The 12,570-nt window shown below is 69.1% G+C and carries 12 protein-coding genes; 7 read left to right on the forward strand and 5 right to left on the reverse strand.

The annotated features are described in order from the left end of the window. The first annotated feature begins 26 nt into the window (after window positions 1-26). The 5 genes from BM430_RS00325 (at window position 27) to BM430_RS00345 (ending at window position 5,448) form a co-directional block, all read left to right on the forward strand. Complete coding sequence (locus BM430_RS00325) at window positions 27-587, forward strand: DUF1993 domain-containing protein (RefSeq protein ID WP_093564194.1); 561 nt, start codon at window positions 27-29, stop codon at window positions 585-587. Window positions 588-952: 365 nt separating this feature from the next. Beyond that, window positions 953-1,402: a hypothetical protein gene (locus BM430_RS00330; RefSeq protein WP_093564196.1), complete on the forward strand. Its 450-nt coding sequence runs from the start codon at window positions 953-955 to the stop codon at window positions 1,400-1,402. A 128-nt stretch (window positions 1,403-1,530) separates the two neighbouring features. Next, complete coding sequence (locus BM430_RS00335) at window positions 1,531-3,534, forward strand: acetyl-CoA carboxylase biotin carboxylase subunit (RefSeq protein ID WP_093564198.1); 2,004 nt, start codon at window positions 1,531-1,533, stop codon at window positions 3,532-3,534. A 13-nt stretch (window positions 3,535-3,547) separates the two neighbouring features. Further along, on the forward strand, window positions 3,548-3,964 hold the full coding sequence (locus tag BM430_RS00340) for a gamma-glutamylcyclotransferase family protein (RefSeq protein WP_093564200.1): 417 nt from the start codon (window positions 3,548-3,550) through the stop codon (window positions 3,962-3,964). A gap of 194 nt (window positions 3,965-4,158) precedes the next feature. Continuing rightward, entirely contained in the window at window positions 4,159-5,448 is a 1,290-nt protein-coding gene (locus BM430_RS00345) for an NRAMP family divalent metal transporter (protein ID WP_093564202.1), read from the forward strand. Here the strand turns inward: BM430_RS00345 and BM430_RS35130 are convergent. Further along, window positions 5,438-6,046: a CatB-related O-acetyltransferase gene (locus tag BM430_RS35130; protein WP_093564711.1), complete on the reverse strand. Its 609-nt coding sequence runs from the start codon at window positions 6,044-6,046 to the stop codon at window positions 5,438-5,440. The genes BM430_RS00345 and BM430_RS35130 overlap by 11 nt on opposite strands. An 84-nt stretch (window positions 6,047-6,130) precedes the next feature. On the opposite strand from BM430_RS35130, the gene BM430_RS00355 reads away from it, so the two are divergent. Next, window positions 6,131-8,470: an NADP-dependent malic enzyme gene (locus BM430_RS00355; RefSeq protein ID WP_093564204.1), complete on the forward strand. Its 2,340-nt coding sequence runs from the start codon at window positions 6,131-6,133 to the stop codon at window positions 8,468-8,470. 231 nt (window positions 8,471-8,701) lie between these two features. Next, window positions 8,702-9,466, forward strand: a complete 765-nt coding sequence (locus BM430_RS00360; RefSeq protein ID WP_093564206.1) for an alpha/beta fold hydrolase — start codon at window positions 8,702-8,704, stop codon at window positions 9,464-9,466. A 91-nt stretch (window positions 9,467-9,557) separates the two neighbouring features. On the opposite strand, the gene BM430_RS00365 is transcribed toward BM430_RS00360, so the two are convergent. The 4 genes from BM430_RS00365 to BM430_RS00380 form a co-directional block, all read right to left on the reverse strand. After that, window positions 9,558-10,376 carry an LptA/OstA family protein gene (locus BM430_RS00365; protein ID WP_244539236.1) on the reverse strand — a complete coding sequence of 273 codons (819 nt, stop codon included), beginning with the start codon at window positions 10,374-10,376 and terminating at the stop codon, window positions 9,558-9,560. A 4-nt stretch (window positions 10,377-10,380) separates the two neighbouring features. After that, entirely contained in the window at window positions 10,381-11,109 is a 729-nt protein-coding gene (lptC, locus tag BM430_RS00370) for an LPS export ABC transporter periplasmic protein LptC (protein WP_244539237.1), read from the reverse strand. A gap of 142 nt (window positions 11,110-11,251) precedes the next feature. Then, window positions 11,252-11,866: a ribonuclease D gene (locus BM430_RS00375; protein ID WP_093564210.1), complete on the reverse strand. Its 615-nt coding sequence runs from the start codon at window positions 11,864-11,866 to the stop codon at window positions 11,252-11,254. 78 nt (window positions 11,867-11,944) lie between these two features. Continuing rightward, the gene (locus BM430_RS00380; RefSeq protein WP_093564212.1) at window positions 11,945-12,328 is read right to left on the reverse strand and encodes a ComEA family DNA-binding protein; all 384 of its coding nucleotides are present in this window, start codon (window positions 12,326-12,328) and stop codon (window positions 11,945-11,947) included. Window positions 12,329-12,570 lie beyond the last annotated feature (242 nt).

A 12,570-nucleotide genomic window follows, 5' to 3' on the forward strand; every position in this document is an offset into this window, starting at 1 on the left:
CGCCTTTACTGTCCCGAGGAGGCCCGATGTCCCCGACGCAACTCCTCGTGCCCGCCTACGCGCAGATGCTGCGCGCCCTCTCGGGCTGGCTCGACAAGGCCCGCGACCATGACGGCGCGGAGGGGGTGATGGCCCGCCGCCTGACCCCGGACATGTTCCCGCTCGCCTCGCAGGTCCGCTTCGCCTGCCTGCAGGCGCAGGAGGCCACCTACCGGCTCGGCGGCGAGCCCGTGCCGCCGGCGCTCGACGACCTCGCCCGCGAGGGACGGGAGGCCGGCGAGCGGCCCGGTACGCTGGCGGATGCGCAAGCCCGCATCGCCGAGGCCCTGGCCCGGCTCGACGCCGTCGCACCGGGCGCGCTCGATGCCGGGAGCGCCCGGCCGGTCACGCTCGAGCCCGGGGGCGGTCTGGTCTTCGACATGGCGACGGGTGACGACTACGCGCGGGACTGGGCGCTGCCGCAATTCTACTTCCACCTCGTGACCGCCTACGCGATCCTGCGCCATCATGGCGTGCCGCTCGGCAAGGCCGACTACGTCCCGCACATGTTCGGCTACCTGCGGCCGGGTTCGCTCCCACGATCCTGATCGTCCGGGACGTCGATCGCGCAGCTTTCCCGAACCCGCGTCGAAGTCGGAAACATCCTCGTCGATTGGCTCCAGCGCCGCCAGGAGCGCCAACAGATCCTTCCTGCCCGCGGCGCCTTCGTCCCGCGGGACGGGCGGCGCGGGCGGTCGGATCGGGATCGGTCATCGCGCCCTCCGGCACGAGCTGGCTTTACATTTTCGACACCGGCCCTCGCAACCCTTTAGCAACGCCGTCCCGTTGCCAGGCTTTAACCTGAACAGGGATTCAGATCTCGCCGTTAACCTGTCGAAGGCCTCCCGTCCCGCATAGTCCTTCTCACACAGGGACAAGCACCGGCACAACAAAGGCCGGGGAGGACAGACAGATGATCAACGCTTCGCTGCAACACTTCTGCAACCGTATCATCGCCGCCGGCGCCGTCAGCCTGGAGGACGTGCGCGAGCTGAACCGCATGGTGCTGCCCGACGGGCTGACCTGCCGCGACGAGGCCGACATGCTGTTCGGCCTCGACCGGGCGATCCCGCAGGCCGACGAGGCCTTCGGCGACTGGCTGGTGGCGGCAATCGTCGATTTCGCCGTGTGGGGCGAGCGCCCGACCGGCCACATCGACGCCGACACCGCCCACTGGCTCGCCGCCTCGCTGGGCTGCGGCCGCGGCCCGACCGCAACGGGCGCCCGCATCGCCGTCGAGGTGGTGCGCGAGGCCGAGACCAACGATCCGGCGCTGATCCGCTTCGCGCTTCAGGCCAACCGCGCCCGGGCCGGCGCCGAGGACGCCGTCGAGGAGATCCTGTCCTACGCGGTGGCCGCGTGAGCGGGGGCTTCGCCCATCTGGCCGAGAAGACCCGGCTTTGCGGGGCGCGCGCCATGCTTTAACGGGAGTGAGCTTGGGTGTGACCCACCCCGGCCCGGCTTCCCCCTAAGGCTCGAGTGCGCGCTCCGATGTTCGACAAGATCCTGATCGCCAACCGTGGCGAGATCGCCTGCCGCATCATCAAGACGGCGCGCCGCATGGGGATCAAGACGGTGGCGGTCTATTCCGACGCCGACCGCGACGCGCTCCACGTCGCCATGGCCGACGAGGCGGTGCATATCGGTCCGGCCGCCGCGGCGCAGTCCTACCTCGTCATCGACAAGATCGTTGAGGCCTGCCGGCAGACCGGCGCGCAGGCGGTCCATCCCGGCTACGGCTTCCTCTCCGAGCGCGAGGCCTTTCCGAAGGCGCTTGCAGCCGCCGGCATCGTGTTCATCGGCCCCAATCCCGGCGCCATCGCGGCGATGGGTGACAAGATCGAATCGAAAAAGGCCGCCTCGGCGGCCCAGGTCTCGACCGTGCCGGGCTTCCTCGGGGTGATCGAGAGCCCGGACCACGCCGTCACCATCGCCGACGAGATCGGCTATCCGGTGATGATCAAGGCCTCGGCCGGCGGCGGCGGCAAGGGCATGCGCATCGCGCATTCCGCCGACGAGGTGGCGGAGGGTTTTGCCCGCGCCCGCTCGGAGGCCGCCTCGTCCTTCGGCGACGACCGGGTCTTCGTGGAGAAGTTCATCACCGACCCGCGCCACATCGAGATCCAGGTCATCGGCGACAAGCACGGCAACGTCGTCTACCTCGGCGAGCGCGAATGCTCGATCCAGCGGCGCAACCAGAAGGTCATCGAGGAGGCGCCGTCCCCGCTCCTCGACGAGGCGACCCGGCGCAAGATGGGCGAGCAGGCGGTGGCGCTGGCGAAGGCCGTGAACTACGATTCCGCCGGCACGGTCGAGTTCGTCGCCGGCCAGGACAAGTCGTTCTACTTCCTCGAGATGAACACCCGGCTCCAGGTCGAGCACCCGGTGACCGAGATGATCACCGGCCTCGACCTCGTCGAGCTGATGATCCGGGTCGCGGCCGGCGAGACGCTGCCGATCGCGCAGAACGACGTGCGCTTGAACGGCTGGGCGGTGGAGAGCCGCGTCTACGCCGAGGACCCGACCCGCAACTTCCTGCCCTCGATCGGCCGGCTCACCACCTACCGGCCGCCGGAGGAGGGACCGCTCGGCGAGGCGATCGTGCGCAACGACACCGGCGTCGAGGAGGGGAGCGAGATCGCGATCCACTACGACCCGATGATCGCCAAGCTCGTCACCTGGGCCCCGACCCGCGCGGAGGCGATCTCCTCCCAGGCCCAGGCCCTCGACGCCTTCGCGATCGACGGCATCCGCCACAACATCCCGTTCCTCTCGGCGCTGATGCACCATCCGCGCTGGCAGGAGGGCCGGCTCTCCACCGGCTTCATCGCCGAAGAATTCCCGAACGGGTTCGAGGCCCCGAAGCCCGAGGGCGAGGTGGCGCGCCGGATGGCCGCCGCGGCGGCCGCGATCGACCACCAGCTCAACGAGCGCAAGCGCGGCATCTCAGGCCAGATGCGCGAGCCGTACCTGCTGCGCTTCGAGCAGGAGCGGGTGGTGCTGCTCGGCGACCAGCTTTTCGAGGCGACCGTCGAGACCACCAATGACGGGGTCGTCGTCGCCTTCGAGGACGGGACCGAGTGGATGGTCGAGAGCGACTGGCTCCCGGGCGAGCCGGTCTGGACCGGCACGATCGGCGGTGAACTGGCGGCGATCCAGGTTCGCTCCCTCCTCAACGGCGTCTTCCTGCAGCATGCGGGCGCCGCCTCGGAGGCCCGGGTCTACACGCAGCGCGAGGCCGAGCTCGCGGCGCTCATGCCGGTCAAGGAGGTCGGCGGCTCGGGCAAGCAGCTGCTCTGCCCGATGCCGGGCCTCGTGAAGAGCATCATGGTCACCCCCGGCCAGGAGGTGAAGGCGGGCGAGCCGCTGGCGATCGTCGAGGCGATGAAGATGGAGAACGTGCTGCGCGCCGAGCGCGACGGCACGGTCCAGACCGTCCAGGCCAAGGAGGGCGACAGCCTGGCGGTCGACGCGGTGATCCTCGAATTCGCCTGAGGGCCGGCCTTTCGTGCCGCTGTACTTCGCCTACGGCTCCAACATGGACCGGGCCGCCATGGCCCGGCGCTGCCCCGCCTCGCATGTGCTCGGCCTCGGGCGGCTCAACCGCCACCGCCTCGTGATCATGCGGGAGGGCTACGCCTCGGTGGAGCGCAGCCCCTCCGGCACGGTCTGGGGGGTGCTGTGGGAGCTGAGCCTCGCCGACGTGCCGGCCCTCGACCGCTACGAGGGCGTGGCGAGCGGGCTCTACGTCAAGGCGCAGCAGCCGGTCTCGACCGAGGGCGGGGTGCGGCGGGCGCTGATCTATCTCGGGCGCGGCAGCGGCGGAGTGCCCCGGCCGGGCTACCTGGAGGGCGTGATCGCGGCGGGGCGCGAGAACGGGCTGCCGGACCCGTATCTGCGGGGATTGCTGGCGCTGAAGCGGTGAGCATCTGGACCCTCGCTCTTCGCGGCGGGGCTCTCGGCGGACGTCACGGGTCGAGGAGGGGAGGGCCGGGCTCCGCTCCCGCGTCACCTGAACGGTGATGGGATTTACGATCCCAAGGCCCTCTCCCGGTGCCGCCGCGAACCCGGACCGTTTCGAACAGTTAGGCCTTCGGACTTCATATACTCCGAGGGAGCATGACGGCGCCCGACCATCCGACCCCCGAACTCCGGAAGAAGCCCGGCCTCCTGCGCCTCGTCGGCGGCGGGGTGATCACCGGGGCGGCGGACGACGATCCGTCCGCGATCGGCACCTATGCCAGCGCCGGCGCCAAGTTCGGCCTCGGATTCCTGTGGATCGCCCCCGTCCTGCTGCCGATGATGGTCGTGGTGGTCTACGTCTCGGCGAAGCTCGGCCAGGTCTACGGCAAGGGCCTGTTCGCGGCCGTGCGCGACCGCTACCCGCGCTGGATCCTCTACCCGGCGATGCTCGGCGCCTTCACCGGCAACGTGATCGAGGCGGCGGCCAATCTCGGCGGCATCGGGGCCGCCCTCAACCTGCTGGTGCCGCTGCCGGTGCCGCTCATCGTCGTGATCGCGGCAGCCGTGATCCTGGCCTTCCAGATCCTCGGCTCCTACGCGCTCCTGCGCCGCCTCTTCCGCTGGCTGGCCCTGGCGCTGTTCGCCTACGTCGCCGCGGCGATCATGGCCCGGCCCGATCCGGCAGAAATCCTGTCCCGCACCTTCGTGCCGCACCTCGCCCTCGACGGCGACGCGCTGGCGATGATCGTCGCCTGCATCGGCACCTCGCTCTCGGCCTACATCTACACCTGGCAGTCGAACCAGGAGGTCGAGGAGGAGATCGGCCAGGGCCGCCACAGCTTACGCCAGCGCAAGGGAGCCACCGACGCCGAATTGCGGCGCACCAGGCGCGAGGTGATCACCGGGATGCTGTTCTCGAACCTGATCCTCTACTTCATCATCCTGTCGACCGGCGCGACCCTGCACCCGGCCGGCCAGACCGCGATCGACAGCGCCGCACAGGCGGCCTCGGCCCTCGAACCCCTGGCCGGCTCCGGCGCCAAGATTCTCTTCGCCCTCGGAATCGTCGGCGTCGGCTTCCTGGCGGTGCCGGTGATGACGACGGGCGCGGCCTACGACCTCGTCCAGGGACTCGGCCGCGAGGGCAGCCTGCATGCCAGGCCCTCGGAGGCGAAGCTGTTCTACGGCACCATCGCGGCGGTGACGGCGGTGGCGGTCGGCCTGAACTTCCTCGGCTTCAACCCGATGCGGGCGCTGGTCTGGTCCGGCATCGTGCAGGGCGTCTCGGTGCCGCCGCTCCTCTGCCTGATGATGCTGATGACGAGCGACCCGATGATGATGGGCGAGCGGGTCAACGGCCGGCTCGTCACGGTGCTGGGCTGGGCGACGGTGGCGGTGACCTTCGCGGCCACCGCCGGCCTCGCCGCTAGCTGGATCATCGGCTGACCGGCTCTGCCCTCAGGGCCCGCACCAGCGCCTCGGCCTCGCCGCTCTGGAGGAGCGGCACCAGGGCCCGCACCCGCTCCGGCGGCAGGTCCCACCAGGCGGTCTCGACCAGGGCCGCCACGGTCTCCGGCGGGAAGCGGTGGCGGATCACCCGGGCCGGGTTGCCGGCGACGATCGCGTAGGGCGGCACGTCGCGGGTGACCACCGCGCGGGCCGCCACCACGGCACCGGGGCCGACCGTGACGCCCGACAGGATCAGGCACCCGGATCCGAGCCAGACGTCGGCGCCGATGACCACGTCGCCCCGTGAGGCGTGGTACGCCTCCGGCGCGTCGAGATCCGGCCACAGGCCGCGCATCGCCGCGAACGGATAGGTCGAGACCCAGTCGGTGCGGTGATTGCCCCCGAGCAGGATCTCGACCTTGTCGGCGATCGAGCAATAGGGGCCGATCGACAGTCGCGCCCCCGATTCCGGGAAGCGGATCTTCGGCCTGCCGTAGGAGTACGGGCCGATCCGGAAGCCGTGGCGGGCGGCGAGCCTGGCGAGATGCAGGCGGGTCTCGTTGTGAGGGTTGCGCCCCTGCCGCAGGCGGTGCAGGAAATCCTTCACCCGCGGTCACCGTCGTGAGTCGCGGGCGGGGCGGCGGGCCCGAGCGTTCGGGCGATCCGGGGAGAGAACGCGGTGAGCAGCAACATTTCGGACGATCTGAAGAGCGGCGCGCTGTTCTATCACCGTCATCCGAGACCCGGGAAGCTGGAGATCCAGCCGACCAAGCCGCTCGGCAACCAGCGCGACCTCGCGCTCGCCTACTCGCCGGGCGTCGCCGCCGCCTGCGAGGCGATCGCCGCCGATCCCGAGGAGGCCGCGACCCTGACGGCGCGGCAGAACCTCGTCGCGGTGGTCTCGAACGGCACCGCGGTGCTCGGCCTCGGCGATATCGGCCCGCTCGCCTCCAAGCCCGTGATGGAGGGCAAGGCGGTCCTGTTCAAGAAGTTCGCCGGCATCGACGTCTTCGACATCGAGCTGAACGAGAAGAACGTCGACAAGCTCGTCGACGTGGTGGCGGCGCTCGAGCCGACCTTCGGCGGCATCAACCTGGAGGACATCAAGGCGCCGGAATGCTTCGAGGTCGAGGAGCGCTGCCGGGCCCGGATGAACATCCCGGTCTTCCACGACGACCAGCACGGCACCGCGATCATCGTGGCGGCGGCCGTGCTCAACGGCCTCGAATTCGCCGGCAAGCAGATCGCCGACGTCAAGATCGTGACCTCGGGCGCCGGCGCCGCGGCTCTGGCCTGCCTCAACCAGCTCGTGTCGCTGGGCGCGCGCCGCGAGAACATCGTCGTCACCGATCTCGAGGGCGTCGTCTACAAGGGCCGTGAGAAACTCATGGACCGCTGGAAGTCGGTCTACGCCCAGGAGACCGAGGCCCGGACGCTGGCCGAGGTGATTCCGGGCGCGGACGTGTTCCTCGGCCTCTCGGCCGGCGGCGTGCTGAAGCCCGAGATGCTCGAGCGGATGGCCGAGAAGCCGCTGATCCTGGCGCTCGCCAACCCCTATCCGGAGATCATGCCGCCGCTGGCCGAGGAGAAGCGGCCGGACGCGATGATCTGCACTGGCCGGTCGGACTTCCCGAATCAGGTCAACAACGTCCTGTGCTTCCCCTACATCTTCCGGGGGGCGCTCGACGTCGGGGCCACCACGATCAACGAGGAGATGAAGGCGGCGGCCGTGAAGGCGATCGCGGGACTTGCCCGCGAGACCCCGTCCGACGTCGTCGCCCGCGCCTATGGCGGCGAGGCGCGGCCCTTCGGTCCGCACTCCCTGATCCCGAGCCCGTTCGACCCGCGGCTGATCCTGCGCATCGCCCCGGCCGTCGCCCAGGCCGCGATGGATACCGGCGTCGCCAAACGGCCGCTGCCGGACGTGCAGGCCTATGCCGAATCCCTCGACCGGTTCGTGCACCGCTCCGGCTTCATCATGAAGCCGGTCTTCACCGCGGCCAAGGAGGATCCGCGCCGGGTCGTCTACGCCGAGGGCGAGGACGAGCGGGTGCTGCGCGCCGTCCAGGCGATCGTCGAGGAGGGGCTGGCGAAGCCGATCCTGATCGGCCGCCCGAACGTGATCGAGACCCGCCTGAAGCGCTTCGGCCTCGCGATCCAGCCGGGCCGCGACTTCGAGCTGATCAACCCGGACGACGATCCGCGCTATCGCACCTACGTCCAGACCTACATCGACCTCGCCGGGCGGCGCGGCATCACGCCGGACGGCGCCCGCACGCTGGTGCGCACCAACAACGCGGTGATCGGCGCGCTGGCCGTGCGCCGCGGCGAGGCCGACGCGCTGATCTGCGGCCTCGAAGGCCGGTTCGAGAGCAAGCTCCGGGTGATCCGCGACATCATCGGGCTGGCTCCCGGCGCCCGCGACTTCGCGGCGCTCAGCCTGATCGTCACCTCGAAGGGCGCCTACTTCATCGCCGACACCCATGTGCGGCCCGACCCCAGCGCCGAGGAGATCGCCGACGTCGCCATCGCCTGCGGCGACACCGCCCGCCGCTTCGGCCTGTCGCCGAAGATCGCGCTGGTCAGCCACGCCGATTTCGGCTCGTTCGACACCGCCTCCTCCCGCAAGATGCGCCAGGCGCTGAACCTGCTGCGCGAGCGCGCCCCCGACCTCGAGGTCGACGGCGAGATGGCGGCCGACACCGCCCTGTCGCAGGCGATCCGCGACAAGGTGCTGCCGGGCTCGCGCCTCAAGGGCGAGGCCAACGTGCTGATCATGCCGAACCTGGATGCCGCCAACATCGCGTTCCAGTTCTCGAAGATGCTCGCCGACGCACTGCCGGTGGGTCCGCTGCTGCTCGGGCCGGCGAAGCCCGCCCACATCCTGACCCCGTCGGTGACGGCGCGCGGCATCGTCAACATCACGGCGGCGGCCGTGGTGGAGGCGCAGGGGCAGGAGGTGCTGGCGGTCGAGGCTGACAGCGCGGCTGAGGCGGGGACGCCGTTGGTGTCGGCGTAAGCGGGATGAGACGGCCCGGCGAGATGATCGCCGGGCTGCCGCATTCTGCAAGATGATTTTAAAATGACGCGTGGTGCCTTTCCCCCGTGCGGGAGAGAATTACTCGGCGACCGAGTTCGAGCCAAAAACGGATCAGCTTGACCGTTTATCGGTTCCCTCTCTACCCAGCGCGGCCATGCCTGAGGGACACAATTGGATTTTTCTCGCCAACACCTCTGACGGGAATTCACCATGAAGGCATTCAAGGTTCCGTGGCTGGCAGCCAACCTGATGTATCATGATATGCCAGGCGGTGGAACGCCGATTGTTTTAATACATGGGCTAGGCTGTGCGTCCTCATGCGATTATCCGGCCGTTGCATCAGATCCTTGCCTTGTCGGAAAGCGCATCATATTGGTCGATCTCCTTGGATCTGGCTTCAGCGAACGTCCGACCGACTTTGCTTACACAATCGAAGAGCACGCCAAAGTCCTTGCGAGCTTCATCTCCGAAGTCTGCTCAGAGCCAATTTCACTCTTTGGTCACAGTATGGGTGGAGCAATCGCAATCGCTACGGCGGCCCAGCTTGGCGGAAAAGTGCGTCGCATCGCGCTTGGGGAGCCGAACCTTGATGCAGGAGGTGGCGTGTTCAGCAAGCAAATCGCGTCAATGCCGGAACATGACTATGTGACGCGCGGCCACCAAGAAACAGCCAACAACGCTCGGGCAAATGGCAATGTAATCTGGGCGAGTTCGCTGGCTCGGAGCGCCGCATACGCGATCCATCGTGGAGCAAGCTCGTTGGTAGCGGGGTCTGCACCCAGTTGGCGCAAAACGCTCTACGAGATGATGATACCAAAGACGGTGATTTTTGGCGCCCGCTCGTTACCGAATAAAGATTTCGAACGCCTTCAACACTATGGTTGCTCTATCGAGGTCGTTGCCGAAGCCGGACATTCGATGGCCTGGGATAATCCCTCGGGGCTCGCGACCGCCCTACGCAACTCTTTCAGGTAGATCGACTGCCTTCCTTCATCAGCCATTCGCACCGTCAAGCCAATCACGTTTAGACCTCTGAGCATCTGTCAGGGATCAGCCGCTTCCCCACCTATCCCCTTGGCTTCGGCGCCGCCTTCCCCGCCTGCCCGGCCGGCTGCGCGCACCCCGCCTGCTTGCCCTTGGCATTGTCGTCCTTGCCGCCGGGCACGAACATCGCCGACACACGCCCGCCTGCGACCGGGTCCATGTTCGCCCGGCCGGTATTCATGTCGTAGACGAGGCGCGAGCCGCGGGTGACGTTCTGGCACTGGCTCAGCACCACGTTGCCGGTCAGCACGACCCGGTTCGCCACCCGGTCGAACACCGCGTTGTCGCCGCTCGCCACCTGGTCCTTCGACACGACCGTGACGGGTCCTGCGCAGACCACCTGGCGGATCGCGCTGCCGTCGGTCGGGTCGGACGCCTTCTCGGCCTTGGCCTCCGCCTTGGGCTCGGCCTTCACCTCGACCTTCGCCGCCTTCTCGACGGGTTTGGCCTCCGGCTGGGCGATGGACGCCTTCGCGTCGGGCTTCACCTCGGGCGCCTTGGCCTCGGCTCCCTTGCCCTTCGGGTCCTTCTCCTTGCGCTGGTAGTGCACGGTCATGCTGGAGCAGCGGATGGTGCTCTCGCCCTGCACCGCCACGACGTTGCCGGCGAAGACCGCCTTGTTCTCGCGGTCGAACACGTCGAGCCGGTCGGCATCGATCTTGATCGGCTCCTTGCCGCCGCCGCTGCCGAAGGCGCCGAAGCCGGAGCCGGCCTCCTTCTTCTTGGCGGGCGCCGCGGCTTGGGTCTCGGCCCGCGGGACGGAGGGGAGGGCGAGGGCGCCAAGGGTGAAGCAGCCGAGCGCCGAGAGGGCCGGGATGAGGGCCGGGAGACGGGGACGCACGGGCTCAATCGTCCTTGATCTGGGCCTCGGTGGTCCGCAGCGGCGGAGTCTCGTCCGAGGATTCTGAAGGGGCGTGGCTGGTGAAGACCGCCTTGACGTTGCCGACGAACGAGATGGTCTTGCCGCTCTCGGTCACCTCCAGCCCGTCGGCCTTGATCGAGCCGGTCGGCATCGTGACGGTGACGGCCTCGCGCGACGACATCGCGCCGGCCTTGAAGTCGACATGGGCCGAGGTCAGCCGGGCCTCCTGGCCCTTGTCGGTCCAGAGGCGGATGTGTTGGCTCAAGTCCAGCGCCTCCTTCTGGGTGTCGAAGATCCCGGCCGTCGCCTCGATATGAGCCAGCCCCCCCGATTCGTCGGTGGTGAGGCGGCCGAGCATGTTCTGCAGCTCGATCACGAAGGGCTTGCGCACGTCCTGGAGCGCCGCCTTGGCGGTGACCACGTAGGGGCGGTTGTCCTTCGAGCGGTACCCCGAGAGGCGCGGGCTCTCCATCGTCACCTTCGAGCCCGAGACGCCGATCGAGCCGAGGCTGACCGAGACGCCGAGATCGGCGAAGGGATTGAGCCATGTGCCGACCACGATGGCTAAGCCCGCCGCGCCGGCCCCGAGGGGGATCGCGCGCCGCAGCCAGCGCACTTGGGCGCTGTGGCGGCGCGCCCGGGCATGGGCGCGCAGGCGCCGGGGATCGAGGCCCGCGGAGGGGAGCGCGTCGAGCGGGGAAGCTTGCAGCAAGGTCGTGGCCACCTGCATCGTGCCGGGGTCCGGCGGGACGTCAGCGCCCCGTCATGCTCCGGCCCGGTGTCGAAGTTATGGCCGGCAGGTTAACAGAACGGCGACGCTTCGTCCCGCCGTTCTCGCAAGAGCCCCTGACCCCTCAGCTATGCGCGAAGATGTCGGTCTCGTCCCATTCGAGCAGGTCGAGGCGGGCGCGGGTCGGCAGGAAGTCGAAGCAGGCCTGGGCGATGGCGGTGCGCTCCTCGCGGGCGAGCATCATGTCGAGCCGCTCGCGCAGGGCGTGGAGGTGGAGCACGTCGGAGGCCGCGTAGTCGATCTGCGCCTGGGTCAGGGTGTCGGCGCCCCAATCCGAGGATTGCTGCTGCTTCGACAGATCGATGCCGACCAGCTCGCGCACCAGGTCCTTCAGGCCGTGCCGGTCGGTGTAGGTGCGGGCGAGGCGCGAGGCGATCTTGGTGCAGTAGACCGGTCCCGGCATCACGCCGAGGCGGTGATACAGCACCGCGAGGTCGAAGCGGGCGTAGTGGAAGATCTTGGTCACCGCCGGATCGGCCATCACCCGCTTGAGCACCACCGGCTCGGGACCGACCCGCGGGATCTGCACCAGGTCGGCCTCGCCGTCGCCGCGGGAGATCTGCACCACGCAGAGCCGGTCGCGGTGGGGCTGGAGGCCGAGGGTCTCGGTGTCGACCGCGATGGCCGGGCCCGGCACGTAATCGTCGGGCAGGTCGCCGCGGTGCAGGCGGTGGGGCATGAATGAGGCGTCCGGGAAGCGTCGAAAAAGGCTCCCCGGCGCCTATCACCCCTCCGTTAGGCCGGCAAGGATGCCCGCTCAGCTCTTCTGGCGGGCGATGACCTTGTCCTTGATGCCCTCGTAGACGTTCGACGGGACGATCTTCTTCGACAGGAGCTCGTCCTTGCCGCGATAAGGCCGTCCCTTGATGATCGCCTCGGAGCGCGCCGCCCCGATGCCGGACAGGGTCTCGAGCTCCTCCTTGGAGGCGCTGTTGAGGTCGATGAGGGCGGGCTTGCCGGCCGGCGCGACCTTCGGGGCCTCGGGGGCCTTGGGGGCCGCCGGCGCCGTGGGAGCCGGGGCGGTCGGGGCCGGGCGGGCCGTGGGGGTGGTCGAGGGTGCGGGCGTCTGGGCCAGGGCGGGGCCGGCGCCGAGCAGGGCGGCGACGGTCAGCGCACGAGTCAGGCGGGGGAGACGAATCATCGGGACGCTCCGATCGTGCCGCTGTCTGGGTCGGGTCTCGGTTCCCGAGCGGCAAGGGCATCATGCCGCCTTCGCCGTTGAACGGCGGCTTAATGGATCTGTATGGATCTCTGGCCGCAAGCGTCGGTTTTTCTGGCGCTTGTCCCCTAGCCAGGGCGGCGCGTCTCCTCTATAGACCCCGCTCCGAACAGGTTCGCGACGCGCGCGGCGGCTCCGCCCGGGGCGGCCTCGCGCCTGTTTTG

It is taken from the genome of Methylobacterium sp. 174MFSha1.1, assembly GCF_900116815.1.
Taxonomy (GTDB): domain Bacteria; phylum Pseudomonadota; class Alphaproteobacteria; order Rhizobiales; family Beijerinckiaceae; genus Methylobacterium.

Excerpts from the sequence above, each read along its gene's own strand:
- BM430_RS00325 (WP_093564194.1), top strand. The coding sequence starts at position 27 with ATGTCCCCGACGCAACTCCTCGTGCCCGCCTACGCGCAGATGCTGCGC.
- BM430_RS00330 (WP_093564196.1), top strand. The coding sequence starts at position 953 with ATGATCAACGCTTCGCTGCAACACTTCTGCAACCGTATCATCGCCGCC.
- BM430_RS00335 (WP_093564198.1), top strand. The coding sequence starts at position 1,531 with ATGTTCGACAAGATCCTGATCGCCAACCGTGGCGAGATCGCCTGCCGC.
- BM430_RS00345 (WP_093564202.1), top strand. The coding sequence starts at position 4,159 with ATGACGGCGCCCGACCATCCGACCCCCGAACTCCGGAAGAAGCCCGGC.
- BM430_RS00360 (WP_093564206.1), top strand. The coding sequence starts at position 8,702 with ATGAAGGCATTCAAGGTTCCGTGGCTGGCAGCCAACCTGATGTATCAT.
- BM430_RS00375 (WP_093564210.1), bottom strand. The coding sequence starts at position 11,866 with ATGCCCCACCGCCTGCACCGCGGCGACCTGCCCGACGATTACGTGCCG.
- BM430_RS00380 (WP_093564212.1), bottom strand. The coding sequence starts at position 12,328 with ATGATTCGTCTCCCCCGCCTGACTCGTGCGCTGACCGTCGCCGCCCTG.